Source organism: Flavobacterium sp. MDT1-60, from assembly GCF_014844035.1.
Classification (GTDB): domain Bacteria; phylum Bacteroidota; class Bacteroidia; order Flavobacteriales; family Flavobacteriaceae; genus Flavobacterium.
The window spans coordinates 5,157,763-5,182,617 of the sequence record NZ_CP062159.1; the positions used below are offsets into that span (position 1 = coordinate 5,157,763).

General features: G+C 32.6%; 19 protein-coding genes and 1 tRNA gene. 5 read left to right on the forward strand and 15 right to left on the reverse strand.

The features are described from left to right. Positions 1-185 precede the first annotated feature (185 nt). From IHE43_RS21580 to IHE43_RS23940, 5 genes are all read right to left on the reverse strand, one after another. Entirely contained in the window at positions 186-1,361 is a 1,176-nt protein-coding gene (locus IHE43_RS21580; RefSeq protein ID WP_192185808.1) for a hypothetical protein, read from the reverse strand. Between the two features lie 188 nt (positions 1,362-1,549). Then, positions 1,550-7,693, reverse strand: coding sequence for a hypothetical protein (locus tag IHE43_RS21585; protein ID WP_192185809.1), 6,144 nt, complete (start codon positions 7,691-7,693; stop codon positions 1,550-1,552). Beyond that, positions 7,690-8,283: a hypothetical protein gene (locus IHE43_RS21590; protein ID WP_192185810.1), complete on the reverse strand. Its 594-nt coding sequence runs from the start codon at positions 8,281-8,283 to the stop codon at positions 7,690-7,692. Before IHE43_RS21590 ends, IHE43_RS21585 begins: the two co-directional genes overlap by 4 nt. Continuing rightward, entirely contained in the window at positions 8,267-8,773 is a 507-nt protein-coding gene (locus IHE43_RS21595) for an OmpH family outer membrane protein (protein WP_225585248.1), read from the reverse strand. Before IHE43_RS21595 ends, IHE43_RS21590 begins: the two co-directional genes overlap by 17 nt. A gap of 402 nt (positions 8,774-9,175) precedes the next feature. Continuing rightward, positions 9,176-9,307 carry a hypothetical protein gene (locus tag IHE43_RS23940; protein WP_255513815.1) on the reverse strand — a complete coding sequence of 44 codons (132 nt, stop codon included), beginning with the start codon at positions 9,305-9,307 and terminating at the stop codon, positions 9,176-9,178. Positions 9,308-9,774: 467 nt separating this feature from the next. Between IHE43_RS23940 and IHE43_RS21605 the strand changes: the two genes are divergently transcribed. Continuing rightward, a tRNA-Glu gene (locus tag IHE43_RS21605) sits at positions 9,775-9,846 on the forward strand. 107 nt (positions 9,847-9,953) lie between these two features. Here the strand turns inward: IHE43_RS21605 and IHE43_RS21610 are convergent. Together IHE43_RS21610 and IHE43_RS21615 are read right to left on the reverse strand one after the other, a co-directional pair. Then, a complete protein-coding gene (locus IHE43_RS21610; protein ID WP_192185812.1) occupies positions 9,954-10,259 on the reverse strand; it encodes a hypothetical protein in 306 nt (101 codons plus the stop codon). Positions 10,260-10,483: 224 nt separating this feature from the next. Next, positions 10,484-11,197 carry a Two component regulator three Y domain protein gene (locus IHE43_RS21615; RefSeq protein WP_192185813.1) on the reverse strand — a complete coding sequence of 238 codons (714 nt, stop codon included), beginning with the start codon at positions 11,195-11,197 and terminating at the stop codon, positions 10,484-10,486. Between the two features lie 179 nt (positions 11,198-11,376). On the opposite strand from IHE43_RS21615, the gene IHE43_RS21620 reads away from it, so the two are divergent. Together IHE43_RS21620 and IHE43_RS21625 are read left to right on the forward strand one after the other, a co-directional pair. Further along, positions 11,377-11,865 carry a DUF1761 domain-containing protein gene (locus tag IHE43_RS21620; protein WP_192185814.1) on the forward strand — a complete coding sequence of 163 codons (489 nt, stop codon included), beginning with the start codon at positions 11,377-11,379 and terminating at the stop codon, positions 11,863-11,865. Positions 11,866-11,983: 118 nt separating this feature from the next. After that, a complete protein-coding gene (locus IHE43_RS21625; protein ID WP_192185815.1) occupies positions 11,984-13,129 on the forward strand; it encodes a GNAT family N-acetyltransferase in 1,146 nt (381 codons plus the stop codon). 36 nt (positions 13,130-13,165) lie between these two features. On the opposite strand, the gene IHE43_RS21630 is transcribed toward IHE43_RS21625, so the two are convergent. Continuing rightward, positions 13,166-14,035, reverse strand: coding sequence for a diacylglycerol kinase family protein (locus tag IHE43_RS21630; RefSeq protein WP_192185816.1), 870 nt, complete (start codon positions 14,033-14,035; stop codon positions 13,166-13,168). A 62-nt stretch (positions 14,036-14,097) separates the two neighbouring features. On the opposite strand from IHE43_RS21630, the gene IHE43_RS21635 reads away from it, so the two are divergent. Then, positions 14,098-15,060 (forward strand): App1 family protein, encoded by a 963-nt coding sequence (locus IHE43_RS21635; protein WP_192185817.1) that lies wholly within the window; start codon positions 14,098-14,100, stop codon positions 15,058-15,060. A gap of 150 nt (positions 15,061-15,210) precedes the next feature. Here IHE43_RS21635 and IHE43_RS21640 read toward each other — a convergent pair whose 3' ends face one another. Continuing rightward, entirely contained in the window at positions 15,211-17,124 is a 1,914-nt protein-coding gene (locus IHE43_RS21640) for an ABC-F family ATP-binding cassette domain-containing protein (protein ID WP_192185818.1), read from the reverse strand. A 66-nt stretch (positions 17,125-17,190) separates the two neighbouring features. On the opposite strand from IHE43_RS21640, the gene IHE43_RS21645 reads away from it, so the two are divergent. Continuing rightward, positions 17,191-17,574: a DUF983 domain-containing protein gene (locus IHE43_RS21645; RefSeq protein WP_192185819.1), complete on the forward strand. Its 384-nt coding sequence runs from the start codon at positions 17,191-17,193 to the stop codon at positions 17,572-17,574. Here the strand turns inward: IHE43_RS21645 and IHE43_RS21650 are convergent. From IHE43_RS21650 to IHE43_RS21675, 6 genes are all read right to left on the reverse strand, one after another. Next, positions 17,555-18,628 carry an FAD-binding oxidoreductase gene (locus IHE43_RS21650; protein WP_192185820.1) on the reverse strand — a complete coding sequence of 358 codons (1,074 nt, stop codon included), beginning with the start codon at positions 18,626-18,628 and terminating at the stop codon, positions 17,555-17,557. The genes IHE43_RS21645 and IHE43_RS21650 overlap by 20 nt on opposite strands. A 75-nt stretch (positions 18,629-18,703) precedes the next feature. Next, a complete protein-coding gene (gldN, locus tag IHE43_RS21655; protein ID WP_072975221.1) occupies positions 18,704-19,693 on the reverse strand; it encodes a gliding motility protein GldN in 990 nt (329 codons plus the stop codon). Between the two features lie 44 nt (positions 19,694-19,737). Further along, positions 19,738-21,276 carry a gliding motility protein GldM gene (gene gldM, locus IHE43_RS21660; protein ID WP_192185821.1) on the reverse strand — a complete coding sequence of 513 codons (1,539 nt, stop codon included), beginning with the start codon at positions 21,274-21,276 and terminating at the stop codon, positions 19,738-19,740. Between the two features lie 52 nt (positions 21,277-21,328). Next, positions 21,329-21,976, reverse strand: a complete 648-nt coding sequence (gene gldL, locus IHE43_RS21665; RefSeq protein ID WP_192185822.1) for a gliding motility protein GldL — start codon at positions 21,974-21,976, stop codon at positions 21,329-21,331. A gap of 61 nt (positions 21,977-22,037) precedes the next feature. Beyond that, entirely contained in the window at positions 22,038-23,438 is a 1,401-nt protein-coding gene (gene gldK / locus IHE43_RS21670; protein ID WP_192185823.1) for a gliding motility lipoprotein GldK, read from the reverse strand. A 263-nt stretch (positions 23,439-23,701) separates the two neighbouring features. Then, complete coding sequence (locus tag IHE43_RS21675) at positions 23,702-24,853, reverse strand: formimidoylglutamase (protein WP_192185824.1); 1,152 nt, start codon at positions 24,851-24,853, stop codon at positions 23,702-23,704. Between the last annotated feature and the right edge of the window lie 2 nt (positions 24,854-24,855).

The window sequence follows — 24,855 nt, forward strand, 5'->3', positions numbered from 1 at the left end:
ATAACGTGATTAACTTATATGTTTTAATCCTTATGAAAGGATTCTTTTTATTCTGGATACTGAAATAATTGACTTAAATAGAATTGGTTGCATTTAAAAACTATTTTTAAATAATTTTCAAACACTCATTTTTGTTTACCAAAGATGAATTGCCATATAAATCACAATTATTAATCAAACTTCATCTATTCCCTCTTCAAGCTACTACTTCGTGTCTCTTGTATGGTATAAACTCCTTTTTCTGTTTCTTTTTTCACCCTAACCAGTCCTCCTTCTAAGTCATACTCATAAAACGTAGCATAGTTGTTCTCGTCTAATTCTGCCATGAGTTTTTCCGTATCTTCATCGTAAACAAAACTTTTTAAATTTCCATTATAAGGGAAAAATCGTATGTCATCAAAATAGCAATCTGCTGTAGTGTTAGTACATTTTAATGCTATTTCTAACTTTAGACTATTTTGGGGAACTATCGCAGGAATTTCAATAATGCCCAAAATGCGTTGCCAACCATCTATGATTGCTCCCGAAGGATTAAAGATTTGTGAATAAAATGGTGCAGCAGTACCATTGGCAATAGAAATCGTAATATTGCTTTGGGTATAAGTAATTTGCTGCTTGGCAACATTTTCTTTAACCCAGCCTGAAACAATATATTTGCCTGATTCTGGCATAAACGAACCGTTAGCCATTTCTTCAAGTGTCGCTTTAGAATATTCTTTTATAATGTAGGAGACTGTGTTTGAGAATGAGCCACACGATGATTTTTGTCTGATTGAAATAGTTTTATCTATGTAATTATTAATACCAGCACTGCCTAAAATTGAAGCAGCATTAATATTCAACTCTGACAATCCATTAAACTGAGGCATATCTATCCAATTTACTGAATCTATTGTATACTGCCAGCGATAAGAATCAGTAATAAATCCTGATTGACTGGTTATTTTAATATTATCATTTATTGTTAGGTAAGTATCAGAATTTTGAAAGATTTTAAGATCAGGACCTATCGTATACTTGAATGTTACCTCTGTCATTCTTGGAGAATAGCGGCCAGAAAATGAACCACTTGCACAATTGGGTTCAAAATCCTTGAAAACAGAAGAACCTGCATCTGTTCCTGTTCTGAAATTAACAAACGCATAACATTCGACTTTTACTGGTTTCTTAGTTCTTACAGCAGAAAATACGAGTAAATTTGTCTCTCTATCACCATTGTTATTGATATTTCTTTTATAGATATCTTCAGATGTACCATTTTCGTAGTATAATGTAATTCTTATATTTGATGAAGTGTTGTTTTTTACTCCTGCAGTTATCTCATAATTTAAATCATATATTTGATAGCATATGATTGGCAAAATGATATATTAGAAAATATAAAAAAGACAAACAGTATTATTTTTTTCATTTTTAAAATTTTTACAAAAATATTATTTAGTTTTTTATTCAAATATTGAGATACTAAGACTCATTTTTCAAATTAGTTTCGGTTCTGTAATTTATTATTGATAATAACTGTTTTGATAATTTCCTTTTACTAAAAAAACTAAAACTGAGGTGTCGCATATCCATTCGCGCACGCAACTCTTATTCCCTGGTTGCCCCTTGTAGTGCCAACCATATAATTAATGCGCCCAAGATAACCAGGTGAATTTGGTGCTATAATGGCTTGCATCAAAATACCTCTGTCTGATGAGTTTAATGTTCCATGATAAGCAGGATTAATTTTAAATAGTATGGTTTTTTTATCAGTGCTTAATTCAATACTATATTTTCCTGCCTCAGCTTGTCCTATAGATGAAGAATTTAAAAAATTAACTACTGTCGCATTTTGGTAAGTAATACTTAAAGGCACATTATAGGTAACCTGATATATTATATTATCAATTCTTGAAAAACTCTCTCTTCCGTCTTTACACTCTATTGTAATATTATTTACTGGAGGTGGATTGACAATTACAGGATCGGAAGTAGAACATTTAGCTGGTTCAATATTTCTAGTGGTAGAAAATAAATTTCTAGACATAGTACTGGAAGTGCCTTTTGCTACTTTTAGGCTGTTTTTTCCAGTGTGAGATTGATTGGAATCAATATTCGCTTTGTCGCTTAAAAAACCAAAATGCTTTTTGGCCGTTGCCGATTTTTTCTCCTCAAATCCGTCGAAACCTATTTGCCTGTATTTCGCATTGGAAGCTACAGCCATAGGTAGTTTATACCCATAACCATATTGTGCCGCACTGTAGCGATCTAAGGCATCTTTATTTTCGAGTTCTGCTCCATATGGACTATACTGGCTTACACTGCTGGCGTAGGTCCAATTGGTTTCATCAATCTTCCAAACCGGAATAGCAGAACTACGATCCAGCTTATAAAAAGGATTGAAACTGGTAAAAAAGCCTTCGTTTCTCGGATTATTACTATCTCCCTTTCTGCTATTTCTGCCCGTTAAATAAGCATACGATTTTTCGGCTCTCCAATTTCCTTTAATATTCCAGAGGAAAGGATTTACTTTAACATCATTAGGATATTTTACGTCTCCCGATGGACTGATCGAATTTAAGTCCTTATCAATTATAATGTTGCCTGTAATTGGATCTCTGTGTGAGACAACAGTACTGGAATTATAATTTGGATAATAAGGAAGAATAGACTCTAACTGAGTATTCCAATAATCTTTATAAACCACCGCATTAGCATTAATAATCCTCGGATTAAAACTGGAGCTGGCATTAAATTGAAAAGAATCCTGATCTAGTTTTCCATTTTTTATAGGATTGATCATAGAGGTAATCGACGCCATAGAAGCTGATTGCATATTCTTATATCCTGATCGTACAATTTTAAACGAAAAGCTATTTAAATCCTCACATTTGTTAATGTAAACGCCGTTTCTATCCATAAGCAAAACCCCAGTATTACCTGAATTAAAGCCTACGACCCACAACTTGTATTGAGCAGGTAAATCTTGTCCTAATACTTCTGAAGACTGCACAATTCCGCGTTCATCGCCCACCATAAGTTCATCTCCTACATGAAATATCTTTGAAACATCTCCTGTGTAATTCTCTAGTTTAAAATAAGGATTACCCGTAGCATTAGAAGATGCATTTGGTGCCGTTACTGGCGCATTAGCAATCAATTTTCCTTCAATACCAATATTTTGAGAGGCTAATCCCATACCATCATACATCCAATAAGCTGGGAAGTTGAAAGAATAGTAATGGTCACTGTACTCATTAACAGTTTCAGTCAACAGTACTTCACCTGAACTGGCATCCCATCCAAGGTTTTTCGTAGAAACAGTAGCACCTAAATCCGTTGCTATTTTTTCGATTAATATGGCTGTTTTGTGAACATGCTTTGTGGTTACCGCTGTACGTAGTTCATTAATATTTGTAGAAGATTCCGGAAATACAGTAGGGATAAATATAGGTATTGGAAATATCCCAACCGGAATCAAAAAGCCGGCAACATTTGCTTTAAAACCAGAGGTTTCTGTTTTGGCAAAACTTCGATTAAAATCATTTATTAAATCGTAGTCAACACCAATTATTCTTTTAGAGACATTACCTTTTTCATCTATAGTAGTAATATTATTGTCTATATTTCCCTGGTCATCTAAATTATATTTGTATTCTACTGAGGAAATTATCTCGTTGGCTTCATTATATATTTCCTGCAATTTCATTTTACCATTCATGTCATTGGTTTCAACAGAAAAGCCTTGTGTCATTGTCAGTAAATTTCTAACATCGATATTTCCGCCTCTTATGATATTCTTCAACATATCCTTAATAATACTAGTTGGGGTAAGCCCATTGATCATTTTCAAATCGGTGTATAGTACTTTTGTTGGAAAATCATGGCTGGTAAAGTGCTTTGTTATCACGCTTCCAGTTGCGTGCTTTTTAACTATAATAGTTCCTGCATTATCTTTTCTATCCAAATTTTTCACTTTGACTCTTCCATAAGTGACTCTTGCTGCAGGAAAAAAATTAGCACCAAATGGTTTTTCTACATAATTACTTTCCATAGGAGCCGCTATTGTCTCTGCATAGTTTCCTTTTGCATTATAAAAAGGTTCTACAAAAGGGTTTTCTGCACACATATTAGGCTCAAAAGTTGCAACTCCACTAGAACTTCCATCTTCATTATTATAAGAATATGTTTGACCATACTCCATATCATTCAATTTGGTTCCTGTGCCTTCAAGCATTTGAGTCCAATTGTCACTCAATTTTATAGATTTTACACGAAGTCCTCCTCCAAACTTATGACCATCTGAATTTTCTAATCGAATCCAGGATTTTTCAGGCTTAAAAATTCTTGCACGCCCTTTATTTTGCAAATAACCATCAGGACCATCAAATATTTCTTTGATGATACTTAAACTACCTCTTAAATTTTTTACAATAGAACCAAAATCTGTTGCTGCCGGATCATCATTTATACCACATGTTAGTCTGTTTAGAAAGGTACGTCCAAAACCCCATCCAGCTTTGGCAATTGGATTTACATTATTGCTGTTTCCCTTATCCTTTGATAAAAATCCTACAGGAATAGAGGCTATTGTACCTCCCAATTCAGAACTATATTTAACATCAATTTCATCTGCATTGCCTATTTTGAAATAGCCTGAAACATATTCATACTGCTGTGCATTATCAGACATATTCAGCATAAATTTAAACTGAATGGGTTTGTTTAAATTCTCACTTAAGTATTTATCAAAAAATCGCTGTTTTGTTAGTCCATCATTACCAGTTATAAGATTGTCATCACTTAGTTTTACATACAAAAACCTTTTATGAGAACCGCCATTATATAATATGTTTTTGCTTTTTATGTCATCACCATTAGGAACTACATTATGACCTACACCAACAACCTTATACATTTGCATCGCTTTTTTATCCTGTACGTATTGATAATCATCACTTTCAGTCTCTATTGTGATTTCTCCTCCAGAAGGCAATTTAACGGATTTCAGATTCCATGAAGCAGTATTAATATCTGCCTGATTTTTAGTTTTATCAGTATTAACTTTTGATTTATTCTGATCAACAAAAGGAAATTCAGTATTAGATAATGGTGTATTTATATTACCACTATTAGCAGGGTTTGCTTTATAATTTCCCCAAATGTCAAAACCTTTCATATCATAATCAGGATTATCAGCCGGGATGTCTGATCCATAATTAAAAGTATATGGGGTGTATTTTCCCATATTAGAACCTCGATAAGTAAAATATACTTTTTCAAGCGTTAATTTTCCCCCATTATTACTTAACTCAGTAGGAGTAAGAGAAGTGCTTTTATCATTATTCGGCATTCCTTTACATATATTGTAGCTGTATACAAAATGTGCTGTTTTTATTGGTTTTACAATACTTCCTGCAATTTTTGACGGATCGAAAATAGCACCTGTGGCATCAGTTACTTCTTGTCTGGAATATAATCGAATCGCATTAAGCTTTTTCATTCTTCCCGAACCTGGACCACCATTTTCATCAGCAACAGCAATAGCATCTTTTCTGTCTTCAAGATCAAAAAAGGCCACATGAGTTTTGGTAACTATTTTATCAAGATATTTAAGTTCTTTTTCACCATATAAATAGTTTCCTTTCTGATCATCTTTTTTTGAAATAAGACCTTCATTATAGGTTGCTTTATTTCCTTCAAAAGGCACTCTCCATTTATATGCATCCGGTACTGTTGTATATTCAAACTTTGTAAAAGCACCCAAATCGTTTACAGTTGGCCCATTATCATCAATATCCTGATAGTCTGATGACAAAACAGTAGATAATAAATAAGTATGGGCATATGCAGGAGTTAAAACTCTGTTTACAAATTGATCGCTGGTATTATTCCCGTTTCCATAAAGAGAACCGTTGTAACCAACCAGTCCTTTTGTGTTATCACCAGTTTGTCCTGAAACATCAAAAGTAGCTTCTGATTTTTTGGTGTTGTAAGCTGTTTCTCCATACACATATGTGGTACCATCTGTTTGCAAAACTTTTATTCCTGCTGTATGATGTGGTTTAGCATTACTATTTTTTATAATAAATTTATCTTTGGATGCTTCTGAATTCGTTACTTTCTGAATAACCTGACTACGCAAAAAACGTTTAGATCTCTTTATTTCTGCATCTCCGTATTTACCACCTGCAAATGAATAAGTGCTAGTGTTGGTATTTTTTTTATTTCCATCAATATCAACTCTTAACGCTTTTGTCTCGTATATTCTATCTTTATAAATAGTCTCCGGATCTACTATAGTAGCTCCTACCATCTTGAATGTAACCGCTTCATAATCCACTGATTTTTTGTCGGTACTTTTTTCGTTAAAATGAGCTAACACATTATTGTTCTGGAACCATCCACCGGTGGTACTTTCCGATGGAGCTTTCTTAAAATCACCACTGGCATGAAATAAATTCCCCAAACCAACTTCAATACCAAAATTTTGGCTTTTCCCAAGATCTACGACCTCATCATTATACACACTGCTTACTTTTGATCTGTAAGGTCTAAACATTCCTGCCACACCCTGCCCATCAATACTGTAAGTATCATAAGTATAATTAGTTACTGGTAAGGCCAGTGTGTTTTGAGTCACCGTCCTTTCATTTTCTCTATTAAAATCTAAGACCCCTGATTCATTTACTTTTTTATATTCAGTATTTTCATATCCATAACTTTTTTCTTTTCTGTTGCGATATTCATCGGCAATAGTTTGATAGGAGCCATAACCTGTAACCTGTACTTGTCCTTCTACTCCAAAAACTTCTCCTCCAAGAGCACCGTTAAAAGAAAAATTTTCATTTCTAAATCCAATTCGTTTAGTGGGAGTGTAGCTTAAATTATTGAAAGAAATACTGCCCCCAATACTTCCTCCTCCTTTTAAAGTCACTAGTTCAGACATTTGTTTTTCCTGATTGTCCTGAATGCCTTTTCCTTTTTGGCTTACACTTGCCGAGACGTTAAGATTTTCAACACCTTTACGACTATTAAACCCTAAGGATATAGAACTTCCTAATGAAGTAGTAGTACCGTAAGTATCATTTATTTTAGCTGAAATACCAACTCTGGGAGTTACCGTAGCTCCGCCGTCTAAAGAACTCGAAAAGTCCATTCCTACCGATACATTACCATTAAAATTAAATCCTATACCATAAGAAGGTTTAAATGATATTCCTTCATAATTATTAGACTCTACTCCCAATCCAACACCCAATTGCAAAGCGTCGAAACCTGTATAAGCAGCATTAACGCCTACATTTATACCAACTGTTCTATTTTGCTTTAAATTGTTTTCATAAACCATTTCATCGCCTCTAAAATCATCTGGTAAACCTCGAACCTGTCTTTCTATTTGTCCGACATTGAGGTTCCAGCCAAGTCCTACCCAGGATGCTTCCTGATCCATCGTTATTCCTGAATTGTATGCAAGATTCAATGGATAGCCACCTACATCCATTATTGGAATATTATAATTAAAATCACCACTTGCCAGGTCTACCATATCTGAAGTGCCAATTGGTGTAAAAGAATTGAATTCGGGCTGTGTAGGGCCACTAGTCAAAGCATACATTTGCATTGGCTGAAAGGTTTCCAAAAGGATCATCATTGCTAAATAAATAGCAACAGTTTTTTTTAATTTACTTATTTTTTTTGGCTTGATCATAAGGCTACAGGGGTAAAAGGATCTTTGAATTTAAATTTTAATATTCCCTTTCTGAAAAGGAAATCATTGTAAATCAATTGTATTTTATCGTTGGGGTCTATTCCGGAGAAGAATAAAAGCACTTTTTGAAATGGTGCGATTTTATAATTACGCTCAAAGTTTACTCCAGAACATGGAATTGTATCTTTCTTTGAAGTCACCACATAAAAATCTTTATCAAGACCAAAAGACATGTACTTTACAGCCGAGGTATAATCCATGCCTGTAAAATCGTTGTTAAGCAAATCTTTCTCTTCATCTTGTTGAAATACAAACTCTATTACACGCTCTCTCTTATTTTCTTCATAAAGAGAATCAACGTGCCCGAGTTTTTCAGTTCCCTGATCTTTTAGTAAATAATATTGAATGGGAACTTCAGTAGCTGTAAAACCAATATCGTCCACAACTTGAGTATAAGAGCGGGATTTCCAGCCTATTTTTTCCAGATTAAAATACCTGTCTCTAATTTCAGAATTTTCTATCTTTTCTTTTTTGCAGGAAAATAAAAGCAAAACAAAAAGCAAACAAAACAACCTACTTAAGTCCTTCATACTTTTTGTTTATGTAAATAATCAATTCGTTTGTAACATCGATATTTTCATCTGCAAATAAAACCGATTGTTTGTTTTGAGAACCAATAACTAATTGATATTTGTTTTCTTTAGAAAATTCAGCTGTATAACTGTGAATTCGGGACCAAATTTTAGTAGTTTCTTCTATTGCAAAATTTTGATTAAATTGTTCCAATTCTTCTTTTGACTGGATAAACTTTTGCATCAATACTTTTTTCTCCGAGAGTGTAATTTCTGAAGAATTGATTTTTTTATATAAAGAATCTGTTATCGTTTTTTTAGAATTAAATTCTTTCTCTCCTGAGCGTTTTAATTCTTTAGTCATGTTGAAATTATCAAAGAGTTTTTCATTGTCAACATAAACAGTTTGTGAACCTGTACTTATAAAATTTTTAATTAGGCAGGATGATACTATTAGTATTAATATGACGTTAATTATAATTAAAATTGTTTGGGTATTTTTTTTCACAGAGTTAATAATTATTAATTGGTTGAATTCTATTTTTAAATAGTAATGTTAAAATATTATGACATCTTTTATTTTCTAACAGGATAAACAAAATATCATTATTGGTTTAGAAAATTAATTGTATTTTATAATGTTATTTATTTGTTAAAGCGTTCAAAAATATATCTTATTCATTAGATTAAATTGCGGCTTTCCTCATTTGGAGTATTTTTTTTAGATATATTTTCCAACAAAAACATTACTGCATTGACATTCAGATAGTTATTATTTGTAATAATTACATTTATTTTTAATTTAATCTGATTTTAGTACTAAATCAATGTTATATATACAGACATGGTAGTAATTGACAGTACAAACGTTACGATTTTGCGCTGAAAAAATAAGTACGCTTTGATACTATCACATCATTGAATTTTTAGAAAAATCCAAAGTTTCTATTTCAGATAAATCAGGATTGAATTTTACAAAACTGGCAGGAAATCCAGATTTTACTTTACCATATCTATTCTCCAAACCAATTGCGTTTGCCACATTTGCATTTTTTGGTCTTTTATCCTTTGGATTTTTTATTAAAGCTTCAGAGAAATCTGGAGCTTTAATATTTTATATTTAAAAAAACAAAAACTACTCCCTTTTATTTTGTCCAATTGACTAAAATTGTAGACATAAAGTCAGAAACATTGTAATTAAAACTCTTCGATAATAGGCTCTTAAAAAAATGTAATGGAAAAACCAGAAGGATATTCTTTCAAAACAAATAAATTTAATTTTATTGAAAATTATCTTTTTAATAAAAGAAAAAAAAAATCTTTTATCGCTTTTTTTAAAAGTAAAACAATCAATTATTAATCAAACAAATAGATTTTACTTAACTCGTTTATTTACGATTGATTATTTCTTAATGCGATATTTTCAGAATGACTAAAAAACAATCTATTAAAAAATCTTTTTGTGTATTTTAGAATTAATTGCATTTTTGCATCCGCATTAGAAAAACAGGCCCGTTCGTCTATCGGTTAGGACGCATGGTTTTCATCCATGTAAGAGCGGTTCGATTCCGCTACGGGCTACTTACGCAAAGCTTCAGAGAAATCTGGAGCTTTTTTTTAAAATATCTATATAAAAAAAAGGTCGGTTCTTGAGAACCGACCTTTTTTGCTTTCAATATTATTAAACCTTAAGCTCTAAACAAAGCATATTTATTATAGTTGAATAACACCTGATCATAAGGCACAAAAAGCGATGTAATTTTCTCTGAAGAAGCATTAAATTTGATTCCGTTGTATTTTCTGAACAAATAGATTTCTTTTAAACAATTAGATAAACTTTGATGTATCTCTGTTGTAAAAGTTGGAAGCTGCTTATCTCCTACTAATAAATCTATTTGATAATTAGAACTACTTTTAGACAAGTTATTCCCAATAATTCTTATTGTAAAAGTGGTCGCTTTTCCGTGTTGTTCACCCTGATATTGTACTACCATAATTTATATTTTAAAAAGGTTATTTATTTCTATTCAAATACTCAATTTGACGAATTAAAGTTATAAAAAAAATCAAAGTTGTAAACAATTCGGTTTATTTTTTTAGCGAATATTTAAGTATATTTAAAACACAAAAAAACCGTAATCACTTACGGTTTTCAACAATTAACTAAATATATTTAATCAACTTTTTTAACGAGAGTAATTTTCATTCATAAGCACGATTAATTTTGGGTAACAATTGTAGTTTCTTTTTCAGTATTAATTTCTAATAAAAATGGATTTCCGTCTTCATCTAGCATAGTCATATTAAGCGGATCTAATAAAGCCAGGTTTTTAGAAACAGACCCTTTAAATTTATTATAAGAAAGATTCATTTCAGATAAACTATGTAATTTTTCAAGTCCTTTTGGTATTTCACCTTCAAAATTATTATCAAATAAGCTCAAGTTTTGTAAGACGTGAAAATTTATTATTTCAGCACTTAAAGTCCCTGAGAGCTTGTTATTATTTAAAAGCAATATTTTTAAAGTCTGAATCTTATAAATCGAACCAGGTAAATCGCCCTCAATTTCGTTACTAAATAAAGAAAGCACTTCGAGTTGCTTTAATTTTCCAATCTCTGCCGGCAATTTACCATGCAGATTATTTTTATGAAAATCAATAGTTACTAAATTTATCAAATCAAAAAATTCAGCAGGTAATTCCCCTTCCAAATTATTATCTTCTAAATAAAGTCCGGTTACTTTTCCTTTTTCAGTTTGAACACCGTGCCAGGTTGAGACAGAAAGAGATAAATCCCATTTAATTTTCCAATTTGCACCATTAGTAGCATGGTAAAATTTAATTAAGGCATCTTTTTCTTTATCTGAAACAGTATCTGCATAAATATTCAATGAAAAAATAAAAGCTATAAAAAATGAGGCTAAGCTTTTCATAACAAAATTTGGGATTTGTTTATGGTTTAAAATTATACATTTTATAGATATAAAGCAGTAAATGTCGATAAAGTGTTAATAAGTAAATAATTAACACTATTTATACTACTTAATAAAAATCGACAAACGGTATTATTTTTTGATTAAATTTGACCAACTAATCCTAAAAACCTCATATTATGGAAATTAACTTTATTGCATTATTACTTGCTGGAATTGTCACACTTGTTACTGGTTTTATTTGGTACAATCCAAAAGTGTTCGGAACGATTTGGATGAAAGAAAATAATCTGACTCAGGAAGAACTTCAAACAGGAAATATGCTTAAAATCTTCGGATTTACGTATATCTTTTCTTTGATGATCACAGTAGTTTTGATGGGACTAACCATCCATCAATCAGGAGCAGTTGGCATGGTTGGCGGACCACCAATGCTAGAAAGTGCGAAACCTTCATTTGCTGCTTTTATGGCGGATTACGGAACGGCGTATCGTACTTTTAAACACGGAGCCCTTCATGGTTTCATGTCGGGATTATTTTTTGCATTTCCGGTAATTGGTATTAATGGTTTATTCGAAAGAAAATCATGGAAATATATCTTTGTTCATGCAGGATATTGGATGTTAACCCTTACTTTGATGGGAGGAATTATCTGCGCATTTGCATAAAATTACACATACAAAACCCGTTTGATATCCAATTTCAAACGGGTTTTTCTTAATAATAACTTAAACCAGACCAGTTATTATAAATATTATCTAATTTTGAAAAAATTAGCTCTCACTTTTGACTACAACTTATTCTTTCGAAATATACAATAGCGCATCCTCGCTACCCTTAGCGTGGAATTCACTGACTTCTGACAACATTTTTTTGACTAGAGAATACCTCACAGTTCTTGAAAATTCCTGTCCGGTAAATATGATTTGTCATTTTATTGGAATTTTTGAAGAAACAAAACTTGTTGGAATCGCTATAACTCAATTTTTGTTTGCAGAAAAACTGGAATCTTTTGGAGACCGCGATCAGTGTTTAAAAACTTCAGTTCGTAATTTTGCTTTTAAAAACTTCGCTTCACATGTTTTATTCGTTGGTAACAATATGCTGACAGGTCAGAATGCTTTTGCTTTTGATGAAAACATCCAACAATCAAAAGCAATCAAAACACTTCATAAGGCGATTAATCAGCTTAAAAAAGAGCTGAAGACTAAAGGAAAAAAAGTTCATATTACCAGCATAAAGGATTTTACGGAAACAGAAATTAAACCGCTTCAGGCTGAATTTAAAAACAATTATACGTTTTCGACACAGCCCAACATGATTTTTGAAATCAATGAAAATTGGAAAACCGAACAGGATTATATCGATGCCTTATCTAAGAAATACCGTGATCAATACAAACGTGCCCGCAAAAAAGCTGATGGAATTATAAAACAGAAAATGTCCTTAACTGATATTTTAAAATATGAAGATATCATTTATGATCTGTATTTTCATGTTGCAAAAAACGCCCCTTTTAATACTTTCTTTTTAGCCAGAAATCATTTCAGCTTTTTTAAAGAAATTATGAAAGATGATTTTTTACTATATGGTTATTTTTTAAATGGAAAACTAGTTGGCTTCAATACTTTAATAAAAAATGGAGCTATAATGGATACGTATTTCCTGGGTTATGACGAAAGTATTCAACGTGAAAAAATGTTATATTTAAACATGCTTTACGACATGATTGCTTACTCAATAAATCAAGGTTTTAGAGAAATTGTTTTTGCCAGAACTGCACTCGAAATCAAAAGTTCTGTTGGTGCAAAACCTCTAAAAATGTATGGCTTAATTACACACAGCAATACTTTAATTAATCATAATATTGCTCGCTTTTTTAATTATCTGGAACCTAAAACAGAATGGCAGGAACGTAATCCGTTTAAATAACAACTTTGTCAAAGTTTAGAGCTTTGACAAAGATTTTTAAGGGATAGCTATTTTCATCTGCTTGTGCAGAATATGAATTTCTAAGTCCGTTTGTTCACCGCAATATTCTCCATCAATTTGAAAATTCACCGGATAATCTGTTTTGATTGTCGCTTTATCTGTTGAAATAATAACAATATCATCTGAATCAATTGGCATGTTTCCAGTAATAATTTTTCCTAACAAAAAAATATCAAGACTTTTAAGAATTACCAATTCAAATCTCCCATCATTCATAACACCATTAGGATTAATAGTCACACCAGTTCCATATCGCTGCGAATTAGCAATTACAATAATTCTTGCCGTATGTACTACAGTTTGATTATTGGCAGAAATAGTAGCTATAAAAGGTTCGTCTAAATCTTTTATTGTTGAGTATGCCTGCAAGGCATATCCCCAAAATCCCCGCAAATTACTTTCTTCGTAATTTTTTACCAAATCTGCATTAATTCCGATATCGCTTAAATGAATACTTTTTTTGCCGTTTATACATATCATATCCATTTCGATATAATGATTCAAAAAAGCAATTTTCAGATTTTCTTCAATCGTCGGCGGCAAATTTAAATCAACTGATAATCCGTTTGCAGAACCTGCCGGAAGGATACCGATAATTACATCATGATGTTCCATTGCTTCGGCAACCATCTTTATAGTCCCGTCACCTCCTGCAACAATTATGCGTTCTGGATTATATTGTCTGTATAGTGATTGTATTTCTTTGATATCATTTTTTCCAGAGGTTTCATAAACCTCTAAATCAAAATGATTTGTAATGGCAAACTCCGTAACAGCGTTAACTAAATCTGATTTATCCAAATCGCCAGAAATAGGGTTTACAACAAATATGATATTCTTTTTCACAATTTTATTTTTAAAGTCAATTAAAATAATTAATTTACAACATATATAAATATACGTAATTAATGAAACCTATACTACAATTATATCGCGGTTATGCCAATGAACAGGAATTAATTGTAATGGGTCATGTATTTAAGAGAACGTATGAATATGATTTTCAGAAGAAAAATTTTAAAAATGCCACTTCGATTATTAATCAGTTTAGGATAAAAACCATTCAAAATTTTGATGTTTACCTTAAAATTGGAGATCAGGAAATTCACACCAAAACCTTAGACGATGGTTATTTTAAGTTCTGTATTCCACTTGAAAAAGAATTTAATTTTGGATGGATGGAGTACGAAGTGAGCATTCGATACAAAACCGAAATTTTAATTTCTAAAGGAAGTTTTATCAGGCCACACCAGGGAAATCTGGGAATCATATCTGATATTGATGACACATTTCTGATTTCGCACACACATAATTTCTTCAAAAAGATATACATTTTACTTTTTAAAAATGTAAATGATCGAAAGGTTTTTAAAGACGTTGTACCACATTACCAGGCTTTAAGTTCGGCTGGACGAAACAATAAAGGAGAAGAAAATGCTTTTTTTTACATCTCCAGCAGTGAATGGAACTTGTATCATTTTATTGTAAAATTCACCAAAATACATCAATTGCCAAGGGCAGTTATTTTATTGAGAGATATTAGACGTGGAATTACCGATTTTTTCATGAGTGGAAGAGGCAATCACAATCACAAATTCGACAAAATAAAACATGTTTTGGAGTTTTATCCGAATCTAAAATATGTATTATTGGGAGATGATTCACAGCATGATCCATTTTTATATGAACAAATCTGCAAAATATTTCCTGTTACTGTAAAAGCGGTATACATAAGGCAAACAGGTAAGTTTCAAAAAAAATCTACAAAGGCTATTTTAAAAAATTTAGAGAACTTAGAAGTTTCGGTTTGTTATTTTAAGGATAGTAGTCAGGCGATTATGCACTCTAAGTCTATTGGAATTATTAAGTAGTTTGTTTCAGGTTTCAGGTTTCAGGTTTCAGGTTTCAAGTTTCAAGTTTCAAGTTTCAAGTTTCAAGTTTCAAGTTTCAAGTTTCAAGTTTCAAGTTTCAGGTTTCAGGTTCCTATCGTAACCTGAAACCTGAAACAAAGAAAACTAAAATTAAGCATTAAAATTATCAATCTCTTCCTGAATGATTTCCCAGTCTAAAAGCAATTGATCAAGGTCTGCTTTCTTTTTGTTGTATGCGGTGAAGAATGAAGCATCTTCGATATGTTTATCATAATTAGAAGCCAGCATTTTATCGTCGTGCTGAATGTCTTTTTCTAATTGTTTGATCTGGCTTTCAACTTTACTCAATCGGTTTTGAAGTGATTTTCCTTTTTTCTGATCTTCGTAAGACGCTTTGTTGGTTTCTTTTGGAGCAGCAGCTTTTGCAACATCTTTTTTCTCTACTTCACGCATGTTTTCAAGGTTACGCTGTTCAAGGAAATAGTTGATATCACCCAAATATTCTTTTATTTTTTGATCTTTAAATTCATAAACGATATTCGACATTCCCTGAAGGAAATCCCTGTCGTGAGAAACCAACAATAAGGTTCCGCCAAATTTTTGAAGAGCAGCCTTTAATACATTCTTAGATTTAATATCTAAGTGATTCGTAGGCTCATCCATCAGCAAAACGTTGATTGGCTGTAATAACAATTTACAAAGTGCCAAACGATTACGCTCCCCTCCTGAAAGTACTTTTACTTTTTTCTCTACATCATCGCCACGGAACAAAAAAGAACCTAACATGTCACGAACTTTAGATCGATTCGTGTCCATAGCCGCATCTTCCATCGTTTGAAGCAAAGTGATCTCTCCATCCAAATATTCAGCCTGATTTTGAGCGAAATAACCCAATTGAACATTGTGACCTAATTTGATATTCCCCTGATATTCAAATTCATTTACGATAGCTTTAATAAAAGTTGATTTTCCCTGACCATTTTGACCCACAAAAGCAATTTTACTTCCGCGTTCTACCAATAAATCAATATCTTTTAAAATAACTTTATCTCCGTAAGCCTTTGTTACATGCTCAGCTTCTACTACCACTCTTCCAGGCTCTTTTGAAACCGGAAAAGATATATTCATAACCGAATTGTCGTCTTCATCAACTTCAATTCGTTCTACCTTATCTAGTTTTTTAATCAACGATTGCGCCATGGAAGCTTTTGAAGCTTTTGCACGGAATTTCTCGATTAACTTTTCTGTTTCTTCAATCTTTTTGGCCTGATTCTTTTGAGTCGCCAATTGCTTTTCGCGAATTTCATGACGCAATTCTAAATATTGAGAATAAGGTTTATTGAAATCGTATGCTTTTCCTAACGAAATTTCAATCGTACGATTGGTAACATTATCCAAAAACATTTTATCGTGCGATACAATTACCACAACGCCGGGATAATTACGAAGGAAACTCTCTAACCAAATGATACTTTCAATATCTAAGTGGTTGGTAGGCTCATCCAGAAGCAATACATCATTTGATTGTAATAATAGTTTAGCCAATTCGATACGCATTCTCCAACCTCCTGAAAATGTTTCGGTTTGATTATTAAAAACTTCTCTTTTAAAACCAAGACCTAAAAGAATTTTCTCTGTATCTCCCACATAATTATAACCTCCAAGAAGATCAAAACGATGCGTGTAATCAGATAGGTCTTCTATAATCTGACTATACTCTTCACTTTCATAATCGGTTCTGGTAACCAATTGATGATTGATTTCTTCTAATTTTTTTTCTACAATCTTAATTTCAGTAAAAGCTTCATAAGCTTCTTCTAGTACAGTTCTTCCACGTTCAAAATCAATATCCTGACGTAAAAAACCCATTTTGATATCTTTCTCTTGCGAAATAACTCCGGAATCAGGAGCAAAATCTCTTGCTAACATTTTAAGCATTGTCGATTTACCAGCTCCATTTTTACCAACAAGACCAACGCGGTCTCCGGCACCTAAACGAAAAGTAACTTCTTCAAATAAATATGTTCCACCAAAAGAAACTGAAAGATTGTGTATATTAAGCATAATTTGTGACTATTGTTACGAGCAGTAAAGGTGTAAAAAATGTACCTTTGTTTAAATTTTTTGCAAATGTTAAAAAAAGGATCCAAACTAAATAGTATTTTAACAGGAAGTTGTCCAAAATGTCAAAATGAGAGCATGTATTCGGACAAAAATCCGCTTCATTTGACTAAAGTTCTCAAAATGAACGAAAATTGCAATCATTGTGGATTAAAATATCAAATCGAACCTTCGTTTTTTTATGGCGCAATGTATGTAAGTTATGGACTAAATGTTGCGGTCGGAATTGCAGCTTTTATTATTTCATTTGTTTTTTTTAGAGCTTCTATTGAACAATCGTTTTTAGCGATTGTTATTACTTTGATAGTTTTGTTTCCATTTGTTTTAAGACTTTCACGAAACTTGTACATTAATATGTTTGTTTCTTATGATCCTAAGGCCGGTCAGAAATAAGGGTTTTTAAATATCTTTTATGAAATCGTTGAATATCAATTTCACGATCTAAAGCAATATCACTTTCAATATTGTCATATAAAGCTTTTGCCATTGCAGGACCGAGCATTACTCCCCGGGTCCCTAATCCGTTAAGGATGTGAAGTGATTTATGCTCATGATGCGTACCGATTAGAGGTCTCCTGTCTTTTACAGTAGGGCGAACTCCTCCAAAATGTTTTACAATTTCAAAATCGCAGATAATAATCTCCTTAATTCGATCTGTCAATTCCCGTTTTCCCTCTTCGGTAGGTAAATCCGTTTTGTCCTGCCAATTATAAGTTGCTCCTACCTTGAATAAATCATTACCCATCGGCAAAATAAAAACACTGGTATTTATAATTACATCTAAGTTTAGGTCCGGAGCCTTAATTACAAACAATTCACCCTTTGTGCCATCTAAGGGTAAATAATTAAAGAAAGGATTTTTATGCAGTCCAAAACCTTCGGCAAAAATAATATGGCGGGCCTGAATATCTTTATACTGAATTCCAAAATCAAAAAATTCGATATAAGAACTATCAAAGGACTCTTCTAAGAGTAAATTATTCCTCAGCAAGTATTCTTTATAAGTATCCAATAATAAAGCCGTATCGACATAGCCAGTATGCAAAACTTCTCCATAATCATATGGTGAATCAATACCTCTATATTTTGTGGAAATTAATTTTGTAGATAAAAATGGAGCCAAGTTCCTTTTATCTGATGCGGCAAACCAATTGTTCTGTTCTTCAATAGAAAAAAACTTTCTTAAAATTGGCATTTTAAAATTAAATTGAGTTTTTAATTTAGCCTCTATCTCATTATAAAAATCATCCATTAGAACTAATTGTTCCTGTGCTTTCCAAACTTCGCTAAAACGCTTTAAAACAACAGGATTATATAATCCTCCGGCAACTCTGGATGATATCTGAGATTTATCATCTATCATTAAAATAGATTTGTTGTTTTTAAGGGCAATTTCAGCGAAAGAAATCCCTGCTAATCCAGATCCGACAATTATATAATCTAACATGTAGTATAGGTAAAAAATAAAAAAACTCTTACTACAAAGGTAGTAAGAGTTTTTGTTATAATGTAATATAGATACTTAGTAGTTCCACATATCTTGTTCGAAATTACGAATCTTCTCTTTTACTCTTTCAGATTCTAACAACTGATTTTGTGCATTATCCTTCATGTATTCTTTGATCTCACGATCTCCGTACAAGTTTTCTTCTTTGTAGATTACTGCATTAAAACGTCTTGAATTTAAGATCTGATCAAATGAAATTGGCAATGCTGAATTATTGTCGTTAAAAGCTTTTGCTTCATGTAATGCTTCTCTCGCATTAGGGAAGAAAACCCAAAATAACTCAATATAATCTTTTTCATCACTGTTCATCGTATAAACGTCAGGGGTAACTGGACAAATTCCAAGTAAACGATATTTCAATTCACTTTGACGTTTGTCAAAATACCAGTATCCTTTAATTTTATATTGTGTAACATCCTGAGCTGTTAAATCTTGTTTCAGAATATATTCTGAAGGAACTGTTCTTGTAGCTCCAACCGTTTCGTCAACATAAGTTACAACTTTCTTTTTACCAGTACCAGTAACTACTTTTTTCTTCACAACATGAGTTTTGTAGTCATCCGGATATTGGTTAATAAGTTCTCTACCAGCATCAGTTGTATCAATACGAGATAATGATCCTTCGATGTCCTTCATAGATTTTTTAGTATTGAAATAACTGTCAGTATAAATCTCAGTTACCTTACCACTTTTGATGGCTTTCGTCAAAACGTCATAAAGTGAACGTCTATCTGAACCAATATTAGCTGTATCTACTGGAAAATATAATGGAAAGTTGATCTTTTCATTCAAATCAATGATCTCCCAAGTTGTTTTTCCCATCAAGACATCTCTATCATCTACATAACCATAAGCCAATGGCTTATCGTTGTCTGAGATAAGTTGTGCAGGAGTCTTAAGTCCTATCTGATCTGGTGTTTTTGCATTAAGCAAATTCGATTGCGCGTTAGAAGCGAAACCGCCTGCGATAGAAACTATAGCTATTAAAAAATTTCTTACTTTCATCATGATATCATTATAAGATATTGAACGTAGTTTTACCTACTTTATTATTGTATTTCGTAAATTACCGGAGCAGTACGTGGCAATAAATAGCTACCAGCTCCAACAAGTTTAGTTTTAATTTCAGAAATAGTAACCTGATCTCCTCTTCCAGCTTTAGAAAGAACTGATTTACATTGTGCATTTAATCTGTTACCGTTAACAACAACTGTAGGTTGCCCGGCAATTTTTAAGTTAAATCCAACAACATCCAAACCAACTTCAAAATCAAAATCAAGTAATTTAGCACCAATAGTAGCAATCTCTAAGTTAGATTTAGGTCCTTTAACAACACCCATTTCACCTCTAATTGTACCTGTTGGCCCAGGAATACCTTTAATTCTGAATGATTTCTTATCTGTAACTTTGTCACCGTTTGGTAAAGTTCCTGTAACTGAAATTGTAGTTTCAGTACCTGAACCCGGGCTCATGTTATATTTACCAGGTTTTCCAGCAGAAGCCAGACCTGGAGCACTTGCAACAATTTTGTTAGCATCAACACCAGCGAATGAAACAGAGATTGGGTTAACCACACCTCTATAAACAACATTCATTTTATCAGCAGAAATAGTAGCTGAATTAGGTTTTGGTACTACAACATAAGTTCCTTTAAATTTCAAAGGAATGTTTTTTCCATCCTCTAAGAACGTAAATTGTCCATTGATATCCTGTTCTCCAACACCACCAGCAGTTAATGAAATAACAGCCTGTCCGTTAACGATTTTTCCAGGACCCTGGAATGAAGTTGGCTTAGTGTTTTCATCATAACGACCTAAAACTACCTTACCTGTAACTTTCTCACCTTGGAAATAAGCATTTTTATCTAAAACAACGATTGCCTGATAATTACTGTAAGAAGCAGCAGCAACCGCAGCTTTTCCTAAAGCAGCACTATAAACATCAGATTCTGCTTTTTGAACGTCATTCTGCCAAGCCGAAAGTTTAGCTAATGAAGCAACTGCAGGAAAACCTTTAAAGTGGTATGCTAAATACTTATCTTTTAAACCTTCTTTGTTTTTTACATCAGAAACATCAAATTTCTTTTCAACCTCAGCTAAAATTGCAGCATATTTTTTGTCTGCTAAAGCAGCTCTCATATCTGCTTTGTATTTTTCAATCTTAGAGATGATTTCATTTCCTTTAGGAGTATATCCTTCACCAGTAAACCAGTTGTCAATATTATCACCTTTGTCCATAGACTCGTAAGGTAATTTTCCTGTTTCTTTATCAGATTCGAAACCTTTTAAAACATCACCTTTTAATGAACCGATGTATGCATAAAATTCTTTAGAAGTTGTTTCAACTTTATGAGCTGTAACTGCAGCAATAGCAAATTCTCCTTTTGCCTCAGCCGCTTTTTGGTCTAACGACATCAATAATCCAGCATTTGATTGTTCTGAAGATGTGTTAGCGCTTTCAAATTTTTCATTCATTAATCCAAAAGCAGATAACACTTCTTTGGACATATTCATTGCTAACATTGCGATGAAAACCAGATACATCAGGTTAATCATCTTCTGTCTAGGGGTTAATTTTCCTCCTGCCATTTTTTTCTAATTAGTTCTTATTAATAAATTTAATATAATAGTTAAAAACTAATTATCCTTTGTTACTCATTGCAGAAAGCATACCACCATAAACACTGTTTAAAGAAGCAATGTTTGCAGTCATTGATTGCATTTGTTCTTTTAATTTAGAAGCATTGTCAGCGATTTCGCTATTTGCTTGTGCATTCCTTGAAGCACTTTCTAATTGTACTTTGTATAAGCTATTTAAAGATTCCATTTGTGCAGCTGCCATAGACATTTCTTCAGCATATTTCTTTTGTCCTGCAATAGAATCTACCGTTGGAGAAATTGCTTTTGCAGCTCCTTCGAAATTTTTGATGCTGTTTCCTAAGCTTGACATTAATTCACCGTCAATTTTAGCTTCTTTCAACATTGCATCTAATTTTTGAGACAACAATCCTTGGGCGTCAGTTGGAGTCTCTACTTTGTCAGATTTTTTTCTAGCCTCGCCATTCGCTAATTCAGGGTAAACAAGAGTCCAGTCTAATTCTTCATCTACTGGTTCGAAAGCAGAAAGAGCAAAGATTAACGCCTCAGTTACTAATCCAACAGAAAGCATTAACGTTCCTGTTAATGGTCCGATTTCAAAGTGAGTAATTTTGAATAATGCTCCAATGATTACTACTGCCGCTCCCATACCATAAGCGAAATTCATTGCTTTTTTACTTAATAATGCCATAATACTTTTTTTTAGGTTTTAATAAAATAGATTTGATTTGGTTATTGAATTTAATTATAATTTACTTTTTCTTTTTTCCGCCAGTTACCTGAGTTCCCATGTAATCTTGTACAGTTCTGAAACCAATGTAACTTCTTGCAGAGTCAGCATATTCGTGATCACGTGTACTTACTTGTAGGAAATAAGCAACGTCTTTCCAGGATCCACCACGAACCACTTTTCTTTGATTGTTTCCGTCGATAACGTTTGGATTCATCGTTGAAACATATTCATATGCATTTGGATTATAAGCAGAGTCAGTCCATTCTGAAACGTTTCCTGCCATATTATACAATCCGTAACCATTTACATCATAAGATTTAGCTTCTACTGTATATAATGCCTCATCAGCAGCATAATCTCCTCTGCTTGGTTTGAAGTTTGCTAAGAAACATCCTCTGTCACTCTTAGTGTAAGGACCTCCCCAAGGGTAAGTTGCAGATTCCAGACCTCCTCTTGCAGCATACTCCCATTCTGCCTCTGTAGGTAATCTGAAAGCATTTACTAAATCACGTCCTTTTTTCTTAGATTTAATATAACTATTTTTATTTAAAGTTCTCCATGCACAGAAAGCTTTAGCCTGTTTCCAGGTAACACCAACTACAGGATAATCTCCATAAGCTTTGTGCCAGAAATAATCATTATGCATTGGCTCATTATAAGAATAAGCGAAATCTTTAATCCAAACTGTTGTATCAGGATAAATTCCGATTTGTTCTGTTTTAACGAAGTCTTTTCTTTTTCCAACTTTAGCTTTAGCAGCAGCCTGAATATCCATCCATGAATAACGGAATTTCAATTTATTCACATCAATTGTTCTTAAACCATTATATGATTCTTCAATTGGCAAATACATAGAATCCATTACTTCAGTATAATACTCATCCGGATAAGCTTTAGTATCTTTAATTAACTTAACTTTTTTGTTTAATTTTCTACCAGCATATGGATCATCTTTCGTTCCTACACTGTAGTAATTATCATACATATATTTATCGTATGCCGTCATTTTATCCGGTTCAGAATCATTAAATGCATAATCAGCAATACTACCTGCCTTTTTACCTTTACCGTCACCAGCAGCTTTCTGTCCTGTTTCATCAGCTAAAATAGCCAAACGAACTCTCATTGTAGAGTCTTTTACCCACTCCACAAACTGACGATACTCGCTATTTGTGATCTCAGTTTCATCCATATAAAATGAACGAACTGTTACCGTTTTAGTTGGAGCGTCTTCTACATTAGCTAAATCAGCATCTGATTTACCCATGATAAAGGATCCACCTGGAACTAATGTCATTCCATAAGGTTTCTCAGGATGCCATTTCCCTCCTGTAACACCAACTAACTCACCCTTGTCACCTGACTTACCACAGCCGATTACTAGTGTTAATATTGCTGCAAATGCAAAAAACTTCTTCATATAAATTTGGGATTATCTATTCATTATTATAAGTCCGTAAACGTATTTATTATTTATCTAAAAAACAATACTAGTTGCGAAATTTATTTTACCGTTCAAAAATAATGTTAAATAAAATAAAAAAAAAATATTTCATCGATAAACTAGCGTAAAAAATCGACGTAAAACGTTAAATTTTATATTATATATTTATTTTCCTACTAAATTATCTTAAATTATTTTTAATAATTCTAAAGAATTAAGATTTTTATTAAAATTATGTTTTATAAAGCATTTTTTCTTTGTGCTTTCCACCATCTTTCCGGCAATTCTTGGTTACAAGCACACAAATATTCTTCATAAGAACACGGTAATAACGTATTTCTTTTCAATTTATTGTTCCCATTTGATACAAACGGAATTTCGATCCACCAACGTTCTGTCTTATCACTTTTGTAAAAAATAAGTTCTTCATCTTCCAGCGGCACAATGTATTTCAGATAGTTAGTTCTGCTGCCAAATGGATATTCTTTAGAACGATAATGATATCCTTCAATAAAATACCAAATAATTTGGGCGATCATTGCCGACTCATATACGGTACTATTGTGATTAAAGATTCCAAATGATGAAACTTTATCACTAATTCCGGCATATCTTGAAAGCGAACAAATCTCTTTTCCATTGAAACCATTAGGCTCAAAAGAAATATTGTTACCTGAATCTGAAGATTTTACCGAATTCAAATCAATAGTAACCAAATCAGCATCCCTAAAAACGGGTTCTGCCAAAGCAATATTATTTGAAATTTCACCTAAACGATAAGCATCAAAGAACAACTTTTCAATCAAATCAATTTCTTCCTGTGAGTTATAGTAGGTTTGATATCCTATATTACAATAGTTAAACAGGTTATTTGGTTCATCTATAATGATTTTCGTCAGATACGAATTGGCCGAAACCGTTTCATTTTCCTTACCAAAATCAAATCGATTATCTACAGCAACCATATTTACCATTTGCTCTAAATCATCATACGCACGATACAAAGCATAGGTTAAATCTTGCGAACCTCCAACGACTATAGGAATTACTTTATTCTTAATTAAAGCAGCAGTTACTTTTTTTAACGCAAAATAAGTATCTTCTACAGAATCTCCCGCAAGGATATCACCCAAATCAGCAATAGATGCATCCCAGTTGCCAGGAAACATACTATACAACTTTTTCCTAACTGCATTCAGGTTAACTTCATTAACCATGTTAATATTTCTTCGATCTTCTAAAACACCTACTATAGCTATGTTTACCTTGCTAATATCAGGAAATTGATCCTGAGTATGCAAAACAATTTTGCTACCCAATTCTTGTGAAGACAACGAACTAATGAATTGTAAAATTCCGTCGTTAACTGGTTCTAGAAAATCAAATTCCATTT